Raw genomic sequence first — 23,605 nt, 5'->3', positions numbered from 1 at the left:
AATTTGCTAAAAAGAAACTCAAATTTTTTGTTTCACGAGAAACTTTTTAGAACAAAAACATCAATTTTGCAAAGATTAAAGCGATAAGGCAGATGAGTAGAGCAAGATGATGATAAAATTTCCGCATAGGATCGCTTTTTTTAAGCACAAGTATATAAAAAAATGAAATAGGCGTAAAAACGAAAAGTAAGCCAACCACGCTTATCTTAAGAACCAAAATTTGCTGAAAAGAGCTTTCAAGCCAGCCAAGCTCTCCTCCTAGATAAAAACTTGCAAGATAAGCTCCACTACAAAGCAAAAGTAAAAAAGCGAGTCCCAAGATCAAAGCACTTGGCTTTAAAAGCTCTCTCTTAAGCTTGATAAATTCTACTTCGCTGCGGTTTTTCTTAAAATGAGAAAAGATAAAAACATCATAGATTAAATACCCTATCACCACGCAAGCACACAGCAGATGAATGATTTTAACAAGAGTGTAAAACATTTTTTGCCCCAAGATTTAATTTCAAATTTTAAACTTATCTTAGCTTTATTTTTGGCTCTCATTCTTGATATAGGTTAAATTTTTGTATTTTTCAAGCTTTGAGAGTTTATCTTTTTTCATTTTTCAGCACCAAAACTATCCCCACAACGCCTACAATTACAACTATAGAGATGAAAATTAATTCAGCTATATCTAAAAAAGTCATTTTATTTTTCCTTTTAGTTCTATTTTTGAGTGCGAGGCAGTGTGTAAATTTGTTTTTGGGGTTTGATTTTTCGAAGTTTTGTTTGTAAAGCTGGCTTTGTTTGAATTTTGATTTGTTAGCTTATGATTTTTAAAGTCTTGCTTTTTTGTATTTTTTTCTTTTAAAACTTGCTTTTTAGGACTTTGATCTTTAAAATTTTGCTCTTGCAAATTTTGTTTTTTCAAGCTTTGTGCGTTTTGTTTTGTGTGTTTAACACTTGATAAAATCGGCTTTATAGGATTTTTATTTTTTGAGTTTTCATCATTGTTTGAGCGTATTTTAAGCTCTTGTTCTTTTCTTTCTTTAAGCTGTCCGCAAGCTGCTGATATGTCAAGTCCTTTGCTTTGTCTTATGGTGCAAGTTAGTCCTTTAGCGCTCAAAAAGTCTTGAAATTTCACAGCATCTTCTAGGTTTGGGCGTTTGTAAGGGCTGCCTTCGTGAGGGTTGAAAAGCAGTAAATTAACCTTAGCTTTTATGCCATTTAAAAGCTTGACTAGCTCTTTGGCGTGCTCTAATTTATCATTAATACCCTTTATCAAAAGATATTCAAACATTACCCTTTTTCGTGCATCTACTGGAAATTCACGCACAGCTTGCATGATAGAGGCTATATTATAAGCTTTATTAATAGGCATAAGCTCAGTTCTTAGCTCATCATTAACAGCGTGCAAGGAAATGGCTAGCAAAACGCCCAAATTCATCTCTCCTAGCTCTTTGATCTGCTTGGCAAGTCCGCTTGTGCTTATGGTTTGTCTGCGAGGGCTGATGGCAAGTCCGTCATTTTCGCTTAAAATTTGCACAGCCTTTGAGACATTTTTAAGATTATCCAAAGGTTCGCCCATACCCATAAAAACTATATTTACCCTTCTTTCATAAGGGATATGATTGTGCTTTTTGATCCATAGCACTTGAGCGACTATCTCGCCAGCACTGAGATTGCGTTTTAAGCCACCTTTGGCTGTGAGACAAAAAGAACAGCCTGATTTACAGCCTACTTGTGAGCTTATACATATAGTATAGCGAGTATGGTGCAATCTCTTACCCTCTTCATTAAAAGCTTCTTCTTTCATAGGCAATAAAACGCTTTCTATAAAATAGCCATCATTTAAGCGGAAAAGATATTTTACGCTTTTATCAGTGCTTTGCTCAAATTTTACGCATTCTAAGGGCTTGAAATGGTATTTGTTTTCAAGTTCTTCTCTTAAGGTTAAGGGTAGGGAACTCATCTCTTTGAAATTATCAGCGTATTTTTGATAAATCCACTGAAAAATTTGCTTTATGCGGAATTTTTGGGGAAAATCCTTTTGAAGCTCTATACTGGTATAATCAAGCAAATTAATTTTATCTTGCTTTTTACTCTCTTTTACATCATTTTTTCTTTCATCTAAAACTAACAAAATTCTATCCTAAATATAATTTCTCTCTTGCAAAAAAGCCTCTAGTTTAGCTTTTGCCTTAGTATGATGAGCCAAAAAGCTTTGGTGTGCTTTTTCATCACAATAATTACTCGCACACAAAAAGCAAGAAAGTTCTATATCATAAAATTTTGCTACGCTTAAAAGAGAGAAAATTTCCATATTTTCAAGCCTTAAACCAAGTTTTAAAAACTCAGCTGCTGCTTTTTTATCCGCACAAATATAATTTGAAGAATTGCTTTTGAATGTTTCTTGTGAAACAAATTCAGCCAAAGTTTCATTAGACTCTTTTTTTTCTAGCTTTTTATGCCAGCTTATTTCACATTGAGCTGGCGAGTAAAAGGCATTTGAAAGCTTTGAAAACTCTACATTAAAAGCATGCTGACTTTGATAAATTTGCAAAAGTTCATCTTTTTCATCATATAAACCACAAGTGCCTATAAAAACAAGCTTTGAGGGCTTAAATTCTTGCAAAAGCAAAGGCAGTTTCAAACAGGGTTCTATCAGTCCTATGCCTATACTTTTTGCAAAGCTAAAATTTTCATTTCCTCCTGCACAGAGTATCAAAGTTTGCACCTTTTTCCTTTCTTTGCCTTCATCAAAAGATAAATTCTAGCTAAAAAATTTAAACTTGTAACACAATCTTAATGAATTTAAGGTAAAATGCTCTATGATAAAAGCAAAAAAACATTTTGGACAAAATTTTTTAAAAGATCAAAGTGCCTTAGAAAAAATCACTCAAGCCATATCCAAAGAAACGCCTTTTATCGTTGAGATTGGACCTGGCTTAGGTGATTTGACGCAAAAGCTTTTAGGAATTTGCAAGGTAAAAGCCATAGAAATAGACGATGAGCTTATACCACTGCTTGAAAAAAAATTTCATCAAGAGCTTAAAAATGCGAGTTTAACTTTGCTGAATTTAGATGCATGTAAGGCTTTTACGCCAAGCTTGCATAATGATGAGTATGTTTTGGTGGCGAATTTGCCTTATTATGTATCAACACATCTTATCTTACAAGCCTTAGAGGACAAAAACTGCAAGCAGCTTATAGTGATGATACAAAAAGAGCTGGCTTTGAAATTCTGTGCGACTGAGGGACAAAGCGATTTTTGTGCTTTAAGCGTGCTTGCAGGCTTGATTTGTGAGCGAGAATTACTTTTTGAGCTTAAGCCAGAGAGTTTTGAGCCCGCTCCAAAAGTTGATTCAGCGGTTATATCTTTAAAACGCAAAGCAAATTACGATGAGATCGTTGATATACAAGCTTTTAAAGCTTTTTTAAGGCAGTGCTTTTGTGCTCCTAGAAAACAGCTTGCAAACAATCTCAAAGCCCATAAAAAAGAGCTTTTAAAAAGCTTAAATGAGCTTGGATTAAAAGAAAATATCAGAGCAAGCGAGCTTTGCGTCAAGTCCTATCTTAAAATTTTTACAGACTTAAAGGACAAATAATGAGCGAAGAAAATAAAAATTTAGAGCAAAACGCTGAAAATAGCGATTCTAGTGTAAAAAGCAACAAGCGTTACAAATACAAACGCAAGAAAAAATCCCTTGCAAATTCAATCAATGCAAATGAAAAAAATCAAAACACCCAAAACTCAAGCGATGAAAATGGCGAAAATCAAGCCCCAGAAGGCAAGAAAAAGAAAAAAAATCGCAATCTCCCAACCAAGCTCACCGGCAATGAACCTTGGCAGCTTGAAATGCAAAGAGTGATTGAGGCAAACAAAGCTATCCATGAAAACCGCTTAAAACCGCTTAAATTCAGCAATTCAAGCGAGCATAAGCTCAAGATCACCCCTATAGGGGGACTTGGCGAAATAGGTGGCAATATGACAGTGATAGAAACAGATAATGATGCCATTATCATTGATGTGGGGCTATCATTTCCTGATTCTGCTATGCATGGGGTGGATATTGTTATCCCTGATTTTGATTATATAAGAAAGATTAAGGATAAGGTTAAGGCTGTTATCATCACGCATGCACATGAAGATCATATAGGTGCGGTGCCGTATTTTTATAAAGAATTTGCCTTCCCACTTTATGCTACGCCTCTAGCACTTGGCATGATCTCAAACAAATTTGAAGAGCATGGGCTAAAGTCTCAAAGAAATCTTTTCCGCCCTGTAGAAAAACGCAAAGTCTATGAAATAGGCGAATTTGAGATAGAATGGATACATATTACCCACTCAGTCATCGATGCTTCAGCCCTTGCTATCATCACCAAAGCTGGCACGCTTTTGCATACTGGAGATTTTAAGATTGATTATACACCCATTGATAATTATCCAAGCGATTTAAATCGCATAGCTTATTATGGCGATAAGGGCGTGCTTTGCTTGTTAAGTGATAGCACAAACTCCTATAAAGAAGGCTCAACCAAAAGCGAAGGCTCAGTTGGCGATACCTTTGATCTGCTCTTTTCAAAGGCAAAAGGACGCGTGATAATGAGCACTTTTAGTTCAAATGTGCATAGAATTTATCAAGCCATCACTTATGGACTAAAATACGGACGCAAAGTCTGTGTGATAGGACGTTCTATGGAAAGAAATTTATACACCACCATGGAGCTAGGATATATAGAGCTTGATAGAAAGATTTTCATTGACGCTGATGAGGTAAGTAAGTATAAGGATAATGAGGTTTTAATCGTCACCACAGGAAGCCAAGGTGAAACCATGAGTGCCTTATATAGAATGGCAACTGATGAGCATAAATTCATCAAAATCAAGCCTACAGATCAAATCATCATCTCAGCTAAAGCCATTCCTGGTAATGAAGGCAGCATTAATGCTGTGCTTGATTATTTACTTAAGGCTGGTGCAAAAGTAGCCTATCAAGAATTTAGTGAAATTCATGTAAGTGGACATGCTAATATGGAAGAGCAAAAACTCATGCTTAACCTTGTCAAACCAAAGTTTTTTCTACCAGTGCATGGTGAATACAATCATATCCTAAAGCACAAGCAAACGGCTATAAAATGCGGAGTAGATGAAAGAAATATCTATCTTATGAGTAATGGCGATCAGGTAGAACTTTGCCAAAAATACATCAAAAGAGTACGCACAGTAAAAACAGGCAAGGTTTTTGTCGATAATCAAATCAACAAGCAAATCGCTGATGATGTAGTTATAGACAGACAAAATCTAGCTGATAATGGCGTAGTAGTCATCATCGCTCAAGTTGAAAAATCAAGCAAAACCCTCATTCACAAACCAAGGGTGCTAAGCTATGGGGTAGTCGCAAACAAGCAAGATGCAGCCTTTGCTAAGGAGCTTGGCGAGGTGCTTTCTGTATTTTTTGCGAATTTAAAAGATGAGGTTTTAGATGATAATCGCTTCATAGAAGGACAAATCCGCCAAGTGCTAAGAAAACATATCTTTAGAAAGCTTAAAAAATACCCAACCATAGTGCCAAGCATTTTTATGATGTGAGTTTAATTTTTAAGGAGGGAAAATGGATGTAAGTAAGGAAAGTATTAAAAAATTCTTTAGTGCAGAAAAAGAATTTTTTATTCCCGTATATCAAAGGGCATATTCTTGGGAACAGTCTCAATGGCAAGCCTTTTTGGAGGATTTAAAAGAAGCACAAAAAGGTGAAAATTCTTATTTTTTTGGTAATGTATTGTTAGAAGAGTTGGATTCTGATTTTAGGTATGATATTATTGATGGACAGCAACGCCTTAGCACTATAGCAATTTTTATTAGGGCTTGCATTGAAGTGTTAGCACAAATGAATATACCAGATTCTGACATTTCCAAAGATGAGTTTTTGCATCGTATACAAGAGGATTATCTTATATATCGTGATAAGGCAAAGCTTCAGGCGGTAGAATATGATAGAGATTATTTTGATGATTTTATTATCAAAGGTGTAACAAATAAACATGAGCCACAAACTCCAAGCCAAGAGAGAATTAAAAAAGCAAAAGATTTTTTTGTTAAAGAGCTTAAGAAGCTAACAGTAGAGGATATGCTCAAAATTTTTGAAGTTATGCAAAGTGCCGAAATTTTAAGCATTCCTTTTAGTAATAAAAAAGATTCTGTGTTAATGTTTGAATTGCAAAATAACCGTGGAAAAGATTTAACTAATATGGAAAAACTTAAATCTTACCTTGCCTATCAAATTTATACTTATTCAAATGATCCAGAAGCTAAGTTAAAAGAAATTTCAAAGATTTTTGAGGAAATTTATCGTTTAATTAAAGACATAAAAAAAGGTGAGGATTCTATACTTAGTTGGTTTAATATTTCTCGCACAGATTTTTCTTACCGCGAAAATGATAATTCGCTTAATTACAAAAAAGAGCTTAAACAAATAGATGAGGCTGATCAAAAAATAAAATGGATCAATGGATATATGTGTGAGCTTAAAAATGCCTTTGTTGATTTTAAGAGTTTTGAAAACTCAAGTAGTATATATAAAGAATATTTAGAATGGCTTGATGTGTCGGAGGTTTATCCCTTTGTTATCAAGGCATATAGGCTTTTTAGGACTGATGCAACCAAGCTGGAACAGGTATTTAAGTCTTTAGAAATTATTGCTTTTAGGGATAAATTTGTAGGCACAAAAGCAAATCTTGCTTCTCGTTTAAGTAAGGTTTTAAAAGAATTTCATAGTCCTGAAAATTTAGTTGAGAGCTTAAAAGCTGTTTGTAGCGAGAAGGAAAAGTATTGGAGTGATGAAGCTTTAGATGATCTTTCTCGCGCGACTCGGTATTGGGTAGATAGTAAAGTGCTACAGTATTTATTTATGCGTTATGAAAATTATTTACGCCAAAAAGATACTACTAAAAAAGCGTATAGGTTTAGTTTAAATGATATAGAGAAACCAGAAATTGAGCATATTGCCCCACAAAAAGAAGATAAAGAGAAATTGGCAAGTGGATATTGTAAATATGATGAAGAATTTATTGATTCTTATTTACATTCTATAGGCAATCTTGTGCTTATTTCAAAGTCCCATAATGCATCTATTGGAAACAAGCCATTTGTTGATAAACTTCAAAGTTTTAAAAATAATTCACTTATCCAGCAAGCACAAATAGAAACCTTTATTATTACAAAAAATATTTGGGATAAAAAAGCTATTGATAAAAGATGTGAAGCTTTAGAAAAATTTGTGCTAGAAACTTGGAGTTTTAAATAAACAATGAGAATTAACCAATTCATCTCTCACAACACAACTTATTCACGCAGAGAAGCTGATGAGCTTATCAAAGCTAAACTTGTAAAAATAGGCTCAAAAATCGCCACTTTAAACGATCAAGTGGGTGAAGAAAGTAAGATAAGCATAAAGGGCAAGCGAGTTTATAAGAAAAAGCAATTTTCTGTCATCATCTATCATAAGCCAAAGGGCGAGCTAGTGAGTAAAAAAGATGATAGGGGTAGAAGGGTGATTTATCAAAGCCTGCCAAAAAGTTTTGCTTCTTGGCTTAGTGTTGGCAGGCTTGATTTTGCTAGCGAGGGCTTACTTTTACTTACCGATGCTCCTGTGATAGCTGATGCTTTAATGCATAGTGATTTAGAAAGAGAATATTATCTAAAAATCAAAGGACAAATTAGCCCAAAAGTCATAGAAGCTATGCAAAATGGACTTGAAGTGCAAAATGAAAAAAAAGGCGCTCACGCAAAAACTAAGATCACTTCAATGAGCTTTGCCCCATTTTTAGGCTGGGAAATTTTTGGCTCAAGTGGGGGCTATACTAAGCTAAAAGTTATCATTAATGAGGGCAAAAACAGAGAATTACGTCGCTTTTTTGGACATTTTGACTTAGAGGTGATGGACCTTAAAAGAGTAGCTTTTGGTGCGCTAGAACTTGGACTTTTAAAAGAAGGCAAATACCGCTATCTCACTCAAGGCGAGTATGATAAATTGCGTGATTTTTTGAAAAGTAAGCAGATAAGGTATTAAAAAGTTTTAAAATGCTACAAAAATACTTCCTTGTATAAAAAAATAATAAAAATACCCAGTTAAAATCATCATCTCAAAGTATAATGTTACAAAAAGTAATCATCTTTATAAAAATATAAAATAATTTTTATCTTATTTAAAAAATATAAAAAAAGTCCTATTATAATTAAACTACATATAATTTCAAATAAAAAGGAGCAACAATGAGTGCGTATTTAGATCATACTAAGGTGTTTAAAGCTCAGTATGAAAATTTCATCAATGGAGAATGGCAAGCCCCTCAAAGTGGGCAATATAGTGAAAATATCACCCCAATTTCTGGCAAGCCTATCACTAAGGTGCCTTTGTCAAATGATGCTGATATTAATGCAGCCTTAGATGCAGCAAGTGCAGCTAAAAAGTCTTGGGCTAAAACTCCTCCAGCTACAAGGGCTGACATTTTGCTTAAAATCGCCGATCGCTTAGAAGCAAATTTAGAGCTTTTAGCCTATGCTGAAACTTGGGATAATGGCAAGCCTATAAGAGAGACTTTAAATGCTGATGTGCCTTTAAGCATAGATCATTTTCGCTATTTTGCAGGCTGCATTAGGGCTCAAGAAGGCGGTATTAGTGAGATAGATGAAAACACAGTGGCGTATCATTTTCACGAGCCTTTGGGTGTGGTTGGACAAATCATACCTTGGAATTTTCCACTTTTAATGGCAGCTTGGAAGATAGCGCCAGCTTTAGCAGCAGGTAATTGTATAGTTTTAAAGCCAGCTAGTGCTACTCCTGCTAGTATTTTGGTGCTTATTGATTTGATCAAAGATTTGCTTCCAAAAGGTGTTTTAAATATAGTCAATGGAAGCGGAGGCAAGATAGGTAAAGCCCTTGCAACCAGTCCAAAGATAGCAAAGGTAGCCTTTACAGGCTCAACAGCTGTAGGCAGACAGATCATGCAGTTTGCTACTGAAAATATCATACCAGTTACCCTAGAACTTGGCGGAAAAAGCCCAAATATTTTCTTTGAGGATATTATGGCTGAAGATGATGATTTCTTAGATAAAGCTGTAGAAGGACTTGTACTTTTTGCTTTCAATCAAGGCGAGGTTTGCACTTGCCCAAGTAGGGCTTTAATCCAAGAAAGCATATATGATAAATTTATAGCCAAGGTGCTTGAAAGGGTAAAAGCTATCAAGGCTGGCAATCCTCTTGATCCTAGCACTATGATGGGTGCTCAAGTAAGTCAAGAACAAATCAATACTATTTTAAATTATATCAAAATAGGCAAAGATGAAGGCGCACAATGCTTGATAGGTGGAGAACAAAACATACTTGAAGGCGAGCTTAAAGATGGCTTTTATATCAAACCTACTATCTTTAAAGGGCATAATAAAATGAGAATTTTCCAAGAAGAAATTTTTGGACCAGTTTTAAGTGTAACTACCTTTAAAGATGAAAAAGAAGCCCTAGAAATCGCTAATGATACCCTTTATGGACTAGGAGCAGGAGTTTGGACTAGGGATATTAATAGAGCTTATAGGGTTGGGCGAGGTATAGAAGCTGGCAGGGTTTGGACCAATTGCTATCATGCTTATCCAGCCCATGCTGCCTTTGGAGGCTATAAGCAAAGCGGTATAGGCAGAGAAACACATAAGATGATGTTAGAACATTATCAACAAACTAAGAATTTACTAGTAAGCTATAGTCCTAAAAAACTTGGCTTTTTCTAAGCAAAATAAGAGTGATTTTTTAATCACTCTAAACTCATAAAGGAAAACTAATGCTTAAAGCAAGCAAAAATGCCCTTGATTTAATCGAAAAACTCAAAGCCTTATATCCAAATTTTATAATCTATGTTTCAGGAGGCTGTTGTGATGGCTCGGCTTTGATGGTGTATGATGATTTTAAATTAGGCGAAAATGATTATAAACTAGGAGAAATTGAAAATATAGGCATCTTTGTGCATATAAAACACTATAAAGCTTATTTAGAAGGAAAAAATTTAGAACTTGACGCCACTAGGGGCAGGGGAAGTGAGTTTTCACTTGATTATGAGTTAAATGAGCATTTTTTGCTACATAGTGAGCTTTGTGAAATTTAAAAGCACAAGCTTAAAGCCTCTTTTTTTTAAAAATGCCCTTTGTATAGCGATACACAAAAAATAGCCCTGCCATAATAAGTGCAAGATAATGCCAAAATTCAGGGATTTTAGCCGATAAAAAATAATGATAACTTGCCACAAAAAGACAAAGATAACCAAGCTTTCTTATCTTTTCAAGTCTTTTACCCCATTCAAAAGAACTTAAAAGCATAAAAAACATAAGCACAAAAGCTACAAAGCCACTTGCTTCAAAAATTCTTTTTGAAATGTCATTATAAAGCTTTATAAGGCTTAAATTTTTTGAAAAAACAAAATATACTCCAAAATGAGCCAAAGCCCAAAAACCAGCATAAATTCCAAACAAACGCGGATAAATTTTAGTCTTTTTAAACTGAAAAAGTGAGAAAAAAGCACTTATAAAGGTAAAGCTTAAGGCAAAAATTCCAGTATAAAAATAAAGCTCTGAGATAAGATCAAAGCTATACATAACATTAAAAATAGCCTGCACTGCTGTATAAATAACACTTATTGCAAAACTTGCATAAGCAAGAAGTCTTAAATTTTTTACACTTAAAATAGACTTAGGACTTGTTTTATGGGTGCTTTGTGACTCATTGGTATTGATAGCACTCAAAAATACTTCCTTAAATCCATACCTGCATACAAATGCCCAACTTCTTTTTCATAGCCATTAAAAAGCAAGGTATCTTGATTAAAAAACTTACCCAAAGGGCGTTCGCTTGCTTGAGACCATCTTGGATGATCGACTTTTGGATTGACATTAGCATAAAAGCCATATTCTCTAGGATTTGCTAGCTCCCAAGTCGTTTTTGGTTGCTCTTTTAAAAACTCGATTTTGACTATGGATTTAATGCTTTTAAAGCCATATTTCCAAGGCACAACAAGGCGAAGTGGGGCTCCATTTTGTGCTTTTAAAGGCTTTTTATACATACCAACAGCCATTAAAGTCAGTGGATGCATAGCCTCATCCATTCTAAGTCCTTCTACATAAGGATAATCAAGGGTTGGAAAAAAGGCTGCTTGATCAGCAAATCTTTCTTTATCAAAAAGCGTGGTAAATTTGATAAATTTAGCCTCACTCGTTGGTTCAAGCTTTTCTATTAAAGCTCTTAGTTCAAAACCAACCCAAGGCACCACCATACTCCAAGCCTCCACACAACGAAAGCGATAAATCCTCTCTTCAAGCTTAAAGGCTAGTATATCCTCCATAGTCAAGGTTTGAGGCTTATTTACCGCTCCGCTTACTTCTATTTTCCAGTCTTTGGTGTGAAAATTTTCAGCTAAACGCACCGCTTTTGCTTTATTGACTGAAAACTCATAAAAATTCACATGATTTGTAGCAAGCTCTTCTGGGCTTAATTCTAGCTCCTTGTTTAAATCCTCTTTAAAATCAAGCGCGCTTAAAGTGCTTGCTAAAAGACTTGAACTTACTAAAGAGCCGACTCCAAGCTTGATAAATTCCCTTCTTTTTTGAAATAATTTTTCAGGCGTGATTTGCATATTTTTCCTTAAATTTGTATTTTTGAAAGAACAAATTTAAGCATAAAAAAGCTAATAAATAAAAATTATCTGTTATGATTTTTTCTCTTTTATTTAAATTTTTAGCCCGCTTTTGATTAAAAGCTACTATCAGCATAAACTACCCTAGATCAATTAAGCTAGGGTAGTTTTAGGAGATTTTAGAAAGTTAAGTTTTGTATATCACACTTTGAAAGTTTTCAAACAAGTTTATAAAAAGCTTGTTTTAGAAATTGAAAGTATAGCGAAGTCCTACAGAGTAAGGTTGAGTAACTTTTACATCATCTTTTTTAGGACCAACTACACCAAATCTACTCCAAAGCTCAAAACCATGAGTTTGAGTATAGTTCATTCTTAAACCAAGATTGATACCAAGATCAAAACCACTTACTTTTCCATCACCATCTTCACTATTTTTTTGGATCATCTTGTTATTTGCATAATCAAGGCTTAAACCACCAAAAGCACCATACTCAAGATCGCCACTTTGTAAGAAGTTATAAAGCACATCAGCATTGACACCTAGATCATATCTTTGAAGTTGTGGGTTATTGCTTCCTTTTGTGTTCTTAGTTCCGTGAGTAAATCTCGCATAACCTCTAAAACCTAAATTGTCATCAAGGAAGTATTTATAACCACCAACTAAACCATAACGAAAGCCGTTAAAGCCGCTCATTTTTTCATTACCCTCGTTATTGGGATTTTTCACAGTAAGTGAAGCATAACCTCCGTCAATACCGACAAAAGCACCTGATTGTTCTGCTAAAGCTGCTGAAGAAGCTAGAGCTGAAACGAGAGCAAAGCTTGTTAAAACTTTTTTCATGTTAAACCTTTCATTAAGATAAAATAAGAATGGATATTCTACCCCCCCCCCCCCTTAATATAAACTTAAATAGCTCCAAAACTTACAAAAAAATGAGAATTTTTTTAAAAAAAGATTAAGTTTGTTTGAAAATATCAAATTTTGTTATATAATATGAATTTTTGAAAAAGCATTTCAATACAAAGGAGCAAAAAGCAATGCAAGGTAAAATTTTAGGAGCTGGTGCTATCAGGGGCGATGATGGCAAGCGATATAGTTTCAAACTTGAGGAAGTGAAAAATCTTAATGGCAAGAGCGAGGAACAGCTTGTCGGTGCTGTTGTGGATTTTGAGATCGAAAATGACGAGGCAAAGGCTATTTTTATCACACAATCTGCTCTTTTAGCTGGTGTGAATTTGGATTTTGCTAACTTTGATATGAAAGCGATTAATGGCAGTTTTATCAGCTCTGATGATATTAATGCAGTGAAATTTCGTGCGATTTTAGGTATAGTGTGTGGGATCTTTTCTGTAATACCTTTTGTGGGTTGGCTCTTCTCAATCGCTGGCATTGTGTTTATGATCTTAGCTATACTTTCAGTATGCAAGCTTACTCAAGATAAAAAACTCCTTATTTTTTATATCGCTTCGGCTGTTTTACTTTTCTTTGGAGCTTTGGGCGTAGCTTATACTTATACAGCTTTATTTTTTGCTTTGGCTTTTGGAACCATCGCTGGTGGAGTTATGTTTATGTTTATACTCGGCGTGCTTTTCATCATCGCGGGCTTGGTGTTAAAGTTTTTTTACTACAAAATGCTTGCAAATGTCACAAACGAGCCTTTTTTCATATATGCTTTTATCGCTTTGGTTGTGGCGTCTTTGCTTCAAATTCCACAAAATGCGTTATTTTGGCTAGGGTATTTAGTCGCTATCGTAGCTGTGGTTTTAGAAATCATCGCTTGGCTTAAATTTAAAGAGATAAAAGCCCCTGAAAAAGGCTTAGAAGCAAATATGCAGTGAGCTTTTCTAGCTCATCACTTTTTATGATGAGCTAGGATTTATTTTCGCATAAGAGTTTTCATCTTTTCTAGGCGGTTTAAGGCTTCGTGTAAGGTTTCAAGTTTTTTGGCAAAATGAAATCGTATGTAAGTATTTGTGCCATCTTTAAAAAAGCTTGAACCCGGCACCGCCGCAACGCCAACCTTTTCGATCAACTTTTGACAAAATTCAGTATCGCTTTCATAGCCAAATTCGCTGATATCAACCAGCACAAAATACGCCCCTTGAGGCGTGCTATGTTTTATATCTAAGGCTTTTAAGCCGTTTAAAAAAGTATCTTTCATCAGTGTGTATTTGTTTTGCAAGTCTGTGTAATAGCTTTGATTGAAATTTAATCCTACAATCGCTGCTTCTTGTAAGGGTGCAGCTGCTCCAACGGTTAAGAAATCATGCACCTTATGTGCTCTTTGGATAATCTCTTTTGAAGCGATTAAATACCCAAGTCGCCAACCAGTGATAGAATAAGTCTTTGAAAGACTAGAGCATGATATAGTGCGTTCAAACATCTTTGGCAGTGCAGCCATATAATGGTGCTTAAAAGGAGCAAAAATGATATGCTCATACACCTCATCAGTGATGACATACACATCATATTTAATCGCCAAATCAGCTATAAATTCAAGCTCTTCAAGGCTAAAGACTTTACCGCAAGGGTTGCTTGGATTGCAAAGTATGATTGCCTTTGGTTTTTGCTTAAAGGCTTGCTCAAGCGCGTCTTTATCAAAGTTAAATTCAGGCGGATTTAAAGGCACAAAAATAGGCTCAGCTCCGCTTAAAATAGCATCAGCTCCATAGTTTTCATAAAAAGGCGAAAACACGATCACTTTTTCACCCGGATTTACCAAAGCAAGCATAGTTGCCATCATCGCTTCAGTGCTGCCACAAGTAACAAGCACATTTTCTTCAGCATTGATTTCAAGCCCCATAAAATGAGAAGCTTTTCTAGCTAAAGCTTGCTTGAAATTCGTCGCTCCACTTGTGATGGCGTATTGATGAGGTCCTTTGGTAGCTACCTTGGCTAAAGCTTCTTGAAGCTCTATAGGTGGATCAAAGTCTGGAAAACCTTGAGAAAGATTGATGGCGTTGTACTGAAGACAAATGCGTGTCATTTTTCGTATGATTGATTCTGTAAAATCAGCCGTTCTTAGGCTTAAAGCTTGCATACTTTTTTCCTTTTTTGTTGATAAATTTGAAAATATTGTATCGAAAATATCACAAAAAGGGGCTTGAAATTTACAAATTCATTGCTTTTGTTCTTTTGTTTTGGCAAATTGAAAAATTTATATTGGTAAAATGTGTTTTTACGCTTTGATTCTAAAGCTTAAAGCTTCAAGTAAATGCTCTTTTTCTATAATTTCACTTTGTTTTAAATCAGCACAAGTTCGAGCTACCTTTAAGCTTTTATTAATGGCTCTTTGAGAAAGTTTAAAACGAGCTATGGCAAGTTCAAGAGTGTTTGAAGCTTCTTTTGAAAGCACGCAAAAATGTTTTAAATCCTCATCTTTAAGCTTGGCATTAAACTCAGTTTGTCCTCTTTGTTTTTGAAAGATAAAGCCTTGCAAAACTCTATCACTTAGCTCTTTTGAGCTAAAAGAGCTTTTATCCTCGCTTCTTACTTCATCCATAGCTACATATAAATCAATTCTATCTAAAATCGCTGCTGAAATGCGGTTTTTGTAGCGTTTGATCTCAAGTTCGCTACATTTACAATTAAGTTTGTGAGAAAATAAATTCCCATAAGGACAAGGATTTTGCGCGGCTACAAAGATAAACTTAGTTTCATATCTTACCTTTGAATTTACCCTTGAGATGAGGATTTGATTATCCTCTAAAGGCTCTCTTAGGCTTTCTATGACATTTTTACTAAAATGCGGAAATTCGTCAAAAAAGAGCACTCCCCCATTTGCAAGTGCGACTTCTCCTATCTTAGCTCCTCTTGTGCCGCCTCCAAAAATGCTTGCTCTTGTGCTTGTGTGATGAGGATTTCTAAAGGCTCTTTGGCTTGAAAACTCGCATTCTTTTGAGTTTAAGCTCTCATAAGCATTAGCAGCTAGGATTTCATTTAGACTTTGAGGTGGCATGATATAAACCAGTCTTTTTGCACACATGCTTTTTCCACTTCCAGGACTTCCTTCAAAAAGTATATTATGCATGCCTAAAGCGGCGATAAGGCAAGCAAATTTAGCATTTTCTTGTCCTTTAATATCCTTAAAATCAAAGGCAAAATCTGTGTTTTGGATATAGGCTTTTTCTTTGATAAATATAGGATTTGCAAAGAGTGGGTGGGTACTTGAGTAGAGGAATTTTTCTCTTTGCTCGCTTGTAAAAAATTCTAAGGCTTCATCAAGATTATTTACTGCATATACCTTTAAATTTGGTATCATTGAAGCCTTTGCAGCTAGGCTAAAAGGCACTAAAACCTCAGCTTTTTCAAGTTTGGTGCTTAAAAATAAGAGCAAAGAAAAAAGCTCATTTGTGCTTTTTACGCTGCCATCAAGTCCAAGTTCACCAAAGACGAAGCATTCTTTGAAGTCTTGTTTTTGCAAAAGTATTAAGATGGCAATGGCTAAGTCAAAGTGTGAGCCTTGTTTAGGGATACCACTTGGGCTAAGATTTATGGTGATTTTTTGGGCTGGAAAGGCAAAGTTTTTACTCATCAAACAAGCCTTAATCCGCTCGGTGCTTTCTTTGATCGCAGTATTAGCTAGCCCTACTATAGAAAAACCGGGTAAGCCCCTTGTAAAAGTGCTTTCTACCTCTATAATATCAATTTCATCACTAAGGCTTAGACATTTGAGCTTTTTCATTTTTGACTTTTTTGGCAAGTTTTTGAGCTTCTTTAAACTCTTTTTGAAATTTCTGCCTTTGAGAATATGATAATTTTTCTATAAATAAATGCCCATTAAGATGATCAAATTCATGCTGAAACACCACAGCTAAAAAATCACTTGCCTCAAGACTATACTTTTTGCCAAAGCGATCTTGATAATGCAAAGCCACGTTTTTATAACGCTCAACCTCTTCATAAAAGCCCGGTATGCTTAAACAACCCTCCGTAAAAAGTATCTTTTCATCATTTATAAACTCAAGCTCTGGATTGATAATCTCAAGTAAATTTTCTTTTTTTTGCTCCTCATTTTCATCGGGTATATTAGCTAAAAAAACACGCACCGGCACATTAACTTGAATGGCAGCTAAGCCAACCCCTTGTCCTGATATCATAGTTTCATACATATCATCAAGCAAAGTATGCAAGTCCTCATTAAAGCTGCGTATAGGCTCGGAGTTAAGATATAATCTCTTGCTTGGATAAGTGATGATCTTTCTTTGCATATCCTAGTCCAAAACAGCGAAATTTTGGCTATCTTTGCCGGTAGTATTTAGCATCTTAATCATCTTGTCAAGCAGTTTATCAATGCTTAAATCATCTTTGATTAAGCTCATCACGACTTCTAAATTCATATCCACTTCAACTGAAGAGATGAAAAAGTTTGTGTTGTAGATACGATCGATTAGTCCTTCTATGATTTTTTGAGCGTTTTGGATATTGCAGTGTTGTAATAAAAGCACGAAAATACCGTCTTGATAATGTGCGAGTATATCGCCTTTGCCTATGTTTTTGCTGATAATTTTAGCGATATTTTTAAGTAAGATATTTTTGTCTTTTGTGTCTGCAAGTTTGCTTAAAACTGAATCTTTTATCCTAAACAAAACTATGGTATTTTGATAATTATACTTTTCATAGCCTTCTTTGCAAAGTTCAAGGGTGTGAAGGAGGAATTTTTTGTTATAAATTTCAAAGATAGGATCAAAATCACTCTGCTCTTCTATGCTTTTATAAGTGTGGCTTACCTCTTCGAATTTCTCTTTGATATCATAAGTATATCGAGAAAGCAAGGCTAGGTATCGATCAATATCTATTTGCATCGCACCTAAGGTAGCATTAAGAGCGAGGTTGCCTGAATTTATGGAAAGTTCTGACATTCTTTTTGCGATTAGCTCCTTAATTACTTCGGTGTTTTTGTAAATCATCGCCATATCTTGAAGCAAGATATTTAAGGCAGAAAAGCTTTTCTTAACCTTTTTTTCGATCACGACTTGCTTACCTTCTTGCTTGCCGTCAAGCTCCATCATCTCGGTAATTCTTTTTTTAAAAGTCATCGTTTGAGAATCAAGCATTTTTTCAAAATAAATTCGATAATTCGTTGGTATAGGCGGCACATTATCTTTCACAAGAGCTTCAAGAACTGATTTTGAGAATTTATCAAATTCGCCACCGCTGATTTTTTGAATTTTTTGAGTTTCTCTTTCTGAGCTTGAGCCAAAATTTGCACCAAAACCAGCTAAAAAATCATCTTCCATAACCTAGTCCTTTATTTAAAGCTTTTTTGCAAAACCTTGTCGATTAGCCCATATTCCTTAGCTTCATTTGCGCTCATGAAAAAGTCTCTTTCGGTATCTTTTGCGATTTTGGTAAGCTTTTGATTTGTGTTTGCAGCTAAGATTTCATTTAAAATGCTTTTAAGTCTTAAAATTTCTTTAGCTTGAATTTCTATATCAGTTGCCTGTCCTCTAGCTCCACCTAAGGGCTGATGAATCATAATGCGTGAATTTGGCAGAGCAAAACGTTTGCCTTTTTCGCCACAACTAAGCAAAAATGCTCCCATAGAAGCAGCTTGTCCTATACAGATAGTGCAAACGCTTGGTTTGATATAATTCATCGTATCATAAATGCTAAAGCCACTTGTGATAACCCCACCGGGTGAGTTGATATAAAGGTAAATGTCCTTGTCTGGATCCTCAGCCTCTAAAAATAAAAATTGAGCCACCACAGAAGCTGCCACATCATCATTGATCTCGCCACTTAGCATTACAATGCGATCTTTTAAAAGACGGGAGTATATATCATAACTTCGCTCCCCTCTACTTGTGCGCTCGATGACATAAGGGATATACATTATTTTTCTCCCTCGCTTTTGTCTTTTTTGCTTTCTTTTTTCTCTTTTTTAGGCTCTTTCTTTTCATCTTTTGGCATAAAGATATCGTTGAAAAGTTTTTCTTCAACTAAAGCCATTTTTACGGCTGGTAAAATACCTTGTTGCTGATAGTTTTGCAAAAGCGCTCTTGGATCAATCCCACTTCTATAAGCTTCAAAATACACAGCTTGCATAACTTCTTGATCGCTTACACCTATCTTTCTAAGCAAGGCAAGTTCATTGATGATGAAGGTAAGTTTGACACTTTTTTGAGCCTCATCTTTAAATTCCTCTCTTTTAGCCTTTAGCTTATCTTTATCTTCTTGCAAGGCTTTAATCTCATCTTGACTGAGGCTTGAGAGTGAATTTCTAAGTTGTAAGTCAATTTCTTGTTCGACAACGCCCTTTGGCAAATCAAAAGTATATTTTTTCACTAAAGCTTCAGCTAGAGCCGGTTTTAACTCCTCGTTAATGAGAGTATAAAGCTTTTCTTGCTCAAGCTGCTTTTTGAGCTTTTCATCAAGCTTTTCTTCGCTTAATTCTTTTTCATTTGGTAAAAGTTTTTTCAAAAGCTCTTCATCGATCTTAGCTGGCACAGCTTTTAAAATTTCATGAAGTTTGATCTTAAATACCGCTTCTTTTCCAGCTAAATTGGAAGCACCATAATCTTTTGGAAAAGTTACTTTTATATCTTTTTCTTCGCCAGATTTCATACCCACCATAGCTTCTTCAAAGCCCGGGATAAACTGCTTTGAGCCTATCTCAAGAGTGAAATTTTCAGCCTTACCACCCTCAAAAGCCTTATCATCAACAAAGCCTTCAAAGTCAAATTTCGCAAAATCCCCTTCTTTTAAACCTCTTTTTTCTTTAATCGCTTCGTGAGTGGCGAAGTTTTTGAGTATTTCTTCTTTTTTGCTTTCTATTTCTTTTTTAGTGATTTTTGGAGTGCTTTGTTTTGGGATTAGTTCTTCATATCCATCAAGCTTGATTTCTGGTTTAAAGGAGATCATCAGCTCAGCTTCTACCGCACCTTCTTTGTTGTCAAATTTTTCAAAATACGGCTCGCCGACTATATCTTTGCTTTCTTTTTTAAGCTCTTTTAAACCGGTATTCATCGCTTGTTTTAAAAGCTCTTGTTGTGCATCGGCTTTTAACTGCTCGCCATATCGTTTTAATACCGCACTTGCAGGCACTTTTCCGGGTCTAAATCCGTCCATTTTTATGGTTTTTGCTGTTTTTTGAGCAAGCTTTTGCACTTCATCTTCTAAGCTTTTTGCGTCAATTTTTACGCTTATATTTGCATTGACTTTATCAAGCTGCGTCGCTTTTACTTCCATTTCATTTTTCCTTAAAAAATAAATTTTACTCGCCACTATATCAAATTTTGCCTTTTAGTTAGATAAAAATTAAAGTTATTTATGATAAAATCCTAAAATTAAATTTCAAGGAAAAAGCATTATGCAAGAAGAATTTGAAAAATCAGTTACAAATATCTTAAATTTAATAGGCGAAAATCCCCAAAGAGAAGGGCTCTTAAAAACTCCAGCCAGAGTAGCAAAAAGTTTTGAATTTCTCACTCAAGGTTATAAACAAGATCCAAAACAAATCTTAAATGATGCTTTATTTGCCAGCTCAAACAATGAAATGGTTTTGGTGCGTGATATAGAGTTTTACAGCCTTTGCGAGCATCATCTTTTGCCTTTTTTTGGGCGCGTGCATGTTGCTTATATCCCTGATAAAAAAGTGGTTGGCTTAAGTAAAATTCCTCGCCTTGTTGAGGTTTTTGCGCGTAGGCTTCAAATTCAAGAGCAACTTACCGAGCAAATTGCAGAAGCTTTAATGGAAAATGTCGGTGCAAAAGGCGTTGGCGTAGTTATAGAAGCAAGGCATTTGTGTGTTGAGATGAGGGGCGTGCAAAAGGCAAATTCAACCACAAGCACTTCAGCACTAAGAGGCTGTTTTTTAAAAAATGACAATACCAGAAGAGAGTTTTTCTCGCTCATTAATTCCTCAAAACAGGTTCGTTTTTGATGAGTCTTTCAAAGTTAAGAGCAAAGCTAGGCAGTGAGGATTTAAAATCCCTTTTTGGAGAAATTACCAAAATTTCAGCTACAAGCATAGAAATTAAGGGGCTAAAAACAGGGGTTGGCGATATAGTGCGTTTAATTTCAAATGAAAACAAAGACTTGCAAACTTTAGCTATGGTGGTTGAAGTAAAGGCTGAGTTTTCTTATCTTAGTCCTTTTTCTTTCATAGAAGGCTTTAAGATAGGCGATAGGGCTTATCTTAGCGATGCTGGTATGCATATAGGCGTAAGCAATGCCCTTTTAGGACGCGTGGTTGATCCTTTTATGAATCCAAAAGATGGTAAAGGTGCTATTGAGGTAGATAAGCTTATGCCCATCATGCGTGCGCCTATTGATGCGATGAAAAGAGGACTTATCAATGAAGTTTTTCCAGTAGGTGTAAAGACTATTGATGGGCTTTTAACTTGTGGAGTAGGACAAAAACTTGGCATTTTTGCAGGCTCTGGCGTGGGTAAATCAACTCTTATGGGTATGATAGTAAAAAATTCAAAAGCTCCTATAAAAGTTGTTGCTCTCATAGGCGAAAGAGGGCGTGAAATTCCAGAGTTTATAGAAAAAAACTTAGGCGGAAAGCTTGATGATACAGTTATCATCGTCGCCACAAGTGATGATAGTGCTTTGATGCGCAAATATGGTGCTTTTTGTGCTATGAGCGTGGCTGAGTATTTTAAAGAACAGGGCAAAGATGTGCTTTTTATCATGGATAGTGTAACGCGTTTTGCTATGGCTCAAAGAGAGATAGGCTTGGCTCTTGGTGAGCCACCTACTACCAAGGGCTATCCGCCAAGTGTTTTAAGTCTTTTACCCCAGCTCATGGAACGCACAGGAAAAGAAGAGGGTAAAGGCACGATCACAGCCTTTTTTACCGTGCTTGTTGATGGAGATGATATGAGCGATCCTATAGCTGATCAAAGCCGCTCTATACTTGATGGACACATAGTTTTAAGTAGAGAACTCACTGATTTTGGTATATATCCACCTATAAATATCCAAAACTCAGCCTCTCGTGTGATGAATGATATCATCACGCCAGAACACAAGCTCGCCGCGCGTAAATTTAAACGTTTAAACTCGCTTTTAAAAGAAAATGAAGTGCTTTTACGCATAGGTGCGTATCAAAGAGGAAGCGATAAGGAGCTTGATGAGGCTATAGCTAAAAAAGATTTTATGCAAAATTTTCTTACTCAAACTCCAGAAGAAAGTTTTGAGTTTAATAATATAATTGAAATTTTAAAACTCATCAACACCCAAACGCAAGCTCCAAATCCAAACAATCAACAAAGCACAAATTCCCTACAAATCCCAAATTTACCGCAGTAAAATACAATGCAAAGTGCAAAAATGGGCTTTTTTCTTTAAATTTGAGTTAGGCATAAAAACTAAAGCAAAAGCTTATTTTTTAACAAAATGCGTAGAATTATGCTCGTTTAAAGAAAGATCATAATAATTTGCGTCCTCTCTTAGAGTAAAGCCGTAATTTTTCCAAAATTCATTGCCTAAGTCGTTATTTTTAAAGGCGATGAGAGCGATTTTGTTAATCTTTTCTTTTTTTAAAGCAGCTAAGCAAAACTCTGTCATTTTATGTGCTATGCCAAGTTTTCTAAAGCCCTGATGCACGCATACATGATAAAAGCCTCCTGTGCGTCCATCATGTCCGCAAAGTATGCTTCCTACTATGCTTCCTTTTGCATAGCCATTTTTTTCATCTGCTAGCTCAGCTACTACGCTTAAGCCCTCATTTCTCCTTAAAAAAGCTGTGATATTTTCTTTACTATCATCAACGCTTCGTATCCCAAAGCCTTTTATTTCACACCAAAGTTTAAAAACAGCTTCATAATCTTTTTCATTCATTGCTCTAATATTCATTTTTTTCCTTTATAAAAGCCCCAAATTTTCAAGTCCCAAACTCTCATCAAAACCAAAAGCTAAGTTCATATTTTGCACAGCTTGTCCGGCTGCTCCTTTTAAAAGATTATCAAGGGCTGCGATGATGATGAGGTTTTGTGTTCTTTCATCAAAAACAAAATTGATATCTAAAAAATTCGTCCCCTTAACAAAACGCGTTTGAGGTAAAATGCCAACAGGTAAAATTCGTATAAAATTCTCATCTTTATAAGTATTTTCATACACACTTCTTAGCTCATCTGCCTTGCCTTTAAATTTGGTATAAATACTTGCTAAAATCCCCCTTTGCATAGGCACAAGGTGCGGGGTGAATTGAAGTGTGATATTTTCATTTGCTGCAAGACTTAGTTCTTGTTCTATCTCTGGTGTGTGGCGGTGCGTGGCTATGCCATAAGCTTTAAAATTTTCATTAATCTCACAAAAAAGATTTTCTTCTTTTGCTCCCCTGCCAGCCCCACTTGCTCCACTTTTTGCGTCTATTATGATAGAGTTTAAGTCAATAAGCTTATGCTTTACAAGCGGATAAAGTGCGAGTATAGAAGTCGTGGTATAACAGCCCGGATTAGCGATGAGACGTGCTTTTTTAATCTCTTCTCGTTTGAGCTCGCTAAGCCCATACACAGCCTCGCTTAAAAAGCTTTTTGCCTTGTGTTCAAGCTTATACCATTTTTCATATATGTTTGCATTTTTAAGGCGAAAATCAGCACTTAAATCTATAATTTTGCAGTGTTGCAGTAAGCTTTCATTCATCATTCCAGCACAAAAGCCTTGAGGCGTAGCTGTAAAGATAAGATCAACTTCTTTTGCCACTTCGTTGATATCCTCATCTTTGCAGAGCAAATGAAGTTTTTTAAAGGTGTTAGGATAGACTTTAAAATAAGGCTCATCTTTATACGCTCTTGAGCCAAGATAGCAAAGTTCTGCTTTTGGGTGCCTTAGCAATAAACGCACAAGCTCGTATCCTGTGTAGCCATTTGAGCCAAAGATGGCGATTTTGATTTTATCCATAATGATCCTAGAGTTTTACTTTAAATTTGTGATTATAATCAAATTTTTGTTTTAAAATCATAAAATCAAGCAAAATTTCAGAAATTTAGGCATTTT

General features: G+C 35.4%; 23 protein-coding genes and 1 pseudogene. 9 read left to right on the top strand and 15 right to left on the bottom strand.

All coding sequences use genetic code 11. The features are described 5' to 3' along the window. Positions 1-46: 46 nt before the first annotated feature. From CQA38_RS02320 to CQA38_RS02310, 4 genes and pseudogenes are all read right to left on the bottom strand, one after another. On the bottom strand, positions 47-481 hold the full coding sequence (locus CQA38_RS02320) for a trehalose-6-phosphate synthase (RefSeq protein ID WP_137632389.1): 435 nt from the start codon (positions 479-481) through the stop codon (positions 47-49). Positions 482-587: 106 nt separating this feature from the next. Then, complete coding sequence (locus CQA38_RS09355) at positions 588-686, bottom strand: hypothetical protein (RefSeq protein WP_231549678.1); 99 nt, start codon at positions 684-686, stop codon at positions 588-590. Between the two features lie 323 nt (positions 687-1,009). After that, positions 1,010-2,122: pseudogene (gene rlmN / locus CQA38_RS02315) on the bottom strand (23S rRNA (adenine(2503)-C(2))-methyltransferase RlmN); the annotation flags it as partial. Positions 2,123-2,131: 9 nt separating this feature from the next. Then, entirely contained in the window at positions 2,132-2,707 is a 576-nt protein-coding gene (locus tag CQA38_RS02310) for a purine-nucleoside phosphorylase (RefSeq protein ID WP_137632625.1), read from the bottom strand. 103 nt (positions 2,708-2,810) lie between these two features. On the opposite strand from CQA38_RS02310, the gene rsmA reads away from it, so the two are divergent. The 6 genes from rsmA to CQA38_RS02280 all read left to right on the top strand — a co-directional run bounded on the left by rsmA (position 2,811) and on the right by CQA38_RS02280 (position 10,134). Further along, entirely contained in the window at positions 2,811-3,587 is a 777-nt protein-coding gene (rsmA, locus tag CQA38_RS02305; protein WP_137632388.1) for a 16S rRNA (adenine(1518)-N(6)/adenine(1519)-N(6))-dimethyltransferase RsmA, read from the top strand. Beyond that, entirely contained in the window at positions 3,584-5,572 is a 1,989-nt protein-coding gene (locus CQA38_RS02300) for a ribonuclease J (protein ID WP_137632387.1), read from the top strand. Before rsmA ends, CQA38_RS02300 begins: the two co-directional genes overlap by 4 nt. A gap of 22 nt (positions 5,573-5,594) precedes the next feature. Next, positions 5,595-7,286 (top strand): DUF262 domain-containing protein, encoded by a 1,692-nt coding sequence (locus tag CQA38_RS02295; RefSeq protein WP_137632386.1) that lies wholly within the window; start codon positions 5,595-5,597, stop codon positions 7,284-7,286. A 3-nt stretch (positions 7,287-7,289) separates the two neighbouring features. Next, positions 7,290-8,051, top strand: coding sequence for a pseudouridine synthase (locus CQA38_RS02290; RefSeq protein WP_137632385.1), 762 nt, complete (start codon positions 7,290-7,292; stop codon positions 8,049-8,051). A 203-nt stretch (positions 8,052-8,254) separates the two neighbouring features. Beyond that, positions 8,255-9,763 carry an aldehyde dehydrogenase family protein gene (locus CQA38_RS02285; protein ID WP_137632384.1) on the top strand — a complete coding sequence of 503 codons (1,509 nt, stop codon included), beginning with the start codon at positions 8,255-8,257 and terminating at the stop codon, positions 9,761-9,763. A gap of 50 nt (positions 9,764-9,813) precedes the next feature. Beyond that, positions 9,814-10,134, top strand: coding sequence for a DUF779 domain-containing protein (locus CQA38_RS02280; RefSeq protein ID WP_137632383.1), 321 nt, complete (start codon positions 9,814-9,816; stop codon positions 10,132-10,134). A gap of 10 nt (positions 10,135-10,144) precedes the next feature. Here CQA38_RS02280 and CQA38_RS02275 read toward each other — a convergent pair whose 3' ends face one another. From CQA38_RS02275 to CQA38_RS02265, 3 genes are all read right to left on the bottom strand, one after another. Further along, positions 10,145-10,711 carry a sulfite oxidase heme-binding subunit YedZ gene (locus CQA38_RS02275; RefSeq protein ID WP_137632624.1) on the bottom strand — a complete coding sequence of 189 codons (567 nt, stop codon included), beginning with the start codon at positions 10,709-10,711 and terminating at the stop codon, positions 10,145-10,147. Positions 10,712-10,764: 53 nt separating this feature from the next. Beyond that, positions 10,765-11,655 carry a protein-methionine-sulfoxide reductase catalytic subunit MsrP gene (gene msrP / locus CQA38_RS02270; RefSeq protein ID WP_137632382.1) on the bottom strand — a complete coding sequence of 297 codons (891 nt, stop codon included), beginning with the start codon at positions 11,653-11,655 and terminating at the stop codon, positions 10,765-10,767. Between the two features lie 244 nt (positions 11,656-11,899). After that, positions 11,900-12,496 (bottom strand): outer membrane beta-barrel protein, encoded by a 597-nt coding sequence (locus tag CQA38_RS02265; RefSeq protein ID WP_137632381.1) that lies wholly within the window; start codon positions 12,494-12,496, stop codon positions 11,900-11,902. A gap of 197 nt (positions 12,497-12,693) precedes the next feature. Between CQA38_RS02265 and CQA38_RS02260 the strand changes: the two genes are divergently transcribed. Continuing rightward, on the top strand, positions 12,694-13,494 hold the full coding sequence (locus CQA38_RS02260; protein WP_137632380.1) for a hypothetical protein: 801 nt from the start codon (positions 12,694-12,696) through the stop codon (positions 13,492-13,494). A gap of 38 nt (positions 13,495-13,532) precedes the next feature. On the opposite strand, the gene CQA38_RS02255 is transcribed toward CQA38_RS02260, so the two are convergent. The 6 genes from CQA38_RS02255 to tig all read right to left on the bottom strand — a co-directional run bounded on the left by CQA38_RS02255 (position 13,533) and on the right by tig (position 19,846). Beyond that, positions 13,533-14,696, bottom strand: a complete 1,164-nt coding sequence (locus CQA38_RS02255) for a pyridoxal phosphate-dependent aminotransferase (RefSeq protein WP_137632379.1) — start codon at positions 14,694-14,696, stop codon at positions 13,533-13,535. A 138-nt stretch (positions 14,697-14,834) separates the two neighbouring features. Next, positions 14,835-16,340 carry a YifB family Mg chelatase-like AAA ATPase gene (locus CQA38_RS02250; RefSeq protein ID WP_137632378.1) on the bottom strand — a complete coding sequence of 502 codons (1,506 nt, stop codon included), beginning with the start codon at positions 16,338-16,340 and terminating at the stop codon, positions 14,835-14,837. Further along, on the bottom strand, positions 16,312-16,866 hold the full coding sequence (def, locus tag CQA38_RS02245) for a peptide deformylase (RefSeq protein WP_137632377.1): 555 nt from the start codon (positions 16,864-16,866) through the stop codon (positions 16,312-16,314). Before def ends, CQA38_RS02250 begins: the two co-directional genes overlap by 29 nt. 3 nt (positions 16,867-16,869) lie before the next feature. Then, positions 16,870-17,895: a diguanylate cyclase gene (locus CQA38_RS02240; protein WP_137632376.1), complete on the bottom strand. Its 1,026-nt coding sequence runs from the start codon at positions 17,893-17,895 to the stop codon at positions 16,870-16,872. A gap of 11 nt (positions 17,896-17,906) precedes the next feature. Further along, complete coding sequence (clpP, locus tag CQA38_RS02235) at positions 17,907-18,491, bottom strand: ATP-dependent Clp endopeptidase proteolytic subunit ClpP (RefSeq protein ID WP_142931045.1); 585 nt, start codon at positions 18,489-18,491, stop codon at positions 17,907-17,909. Beyond that, positions 18,491-19,846, bottom strand: a complete 1,356-nt coding sequence (gene tig / locus CQA38_RS02230; RefSeq protein ID WP_137632374.1) for a trigger factor — start codon at positions 19,844-19,846, stop codon at positions 18,491-18,493. The genes clpP and tig overlap by 1 nt, the downstream gene beginning before the upstream one ends. A 121-nt stretch (positions 19,847-19,967) precedes the next feature. On the opposite strand from tig, the gene folE reads away from it, so the two are divergent. Together folE and fliI are read left to right on the top strand one after the other, a co-directional pair. Continuing rightward, on the top strand, positions 19,968-20,540 hold the full coding sequence (gene folE / locus CQA38_RS02225; protein WP_137632373.1) for a GTP cyclohydrolase I FolE: 573 nt from the start codon (positions 19,968-19,970) through the stop codon (positions 20,538-20,540). Further along, positions 20,540-21,916 (top strand): flagellar protein export ATPase FliI, encoded by a 1,377-nt coding sequence (gene fliI, locus CQA38_RS02220; protein WP_137632372.1) that lies wholly within the window; start codon positions 20,540-20,542, stop codon positions 21,914-21,916. The genes folE and fliI overlap by 1 nt, the downstream gene beginning before the upstream one ends. Positions 21,917-21,988: 72 nt before the next feature. On the opposite strand, the gene CQA38_RS02215 is transcribed toward fliI, so the two are convergent. Both CQA38_RS02215 and argC read right to left on the bottom strand, forming a co-directional pair. Then, on the bottom strand, positions 21,989-22,462 hold the full coding sequence (locus CQA38_RS02215; protein WP_137632371.1) for an N-acetyltransferase: 474 nt from the start codon (positions 22,460-22,462) through the stop codon (positions 21,989-21,991). Positions 22,463-22,471: 9 nt separating this feature from the next. After that, positions 22,472-23,509, bottom strand: coding sequence for an N-acetyl-gamma-glutamyl-phosphate reductase (gene argC, locus CQA38_RS02210; protein ID WP_137632370.1), 1,038 nt, complete (start codon positions 23,507-23,509; stop codon positions 22,472-22,474). Positions 23,510-23,605 lie beyond the last annotated feature (96 nt).

The organism is Campylobacter sp. MIT 12-5580 (assembly GCF_005406235.1).
GTDB lineage: Bacteria > Campylobacterota > Campylobacteria > Campylobacterales > Campylobacteraceae > Campylobacter_D.
The sequence above is the reverse complement of the archived record's forward strand: the minus strand, read 5'-3'. Positions and strand labels throughout refer to the sequence as shown.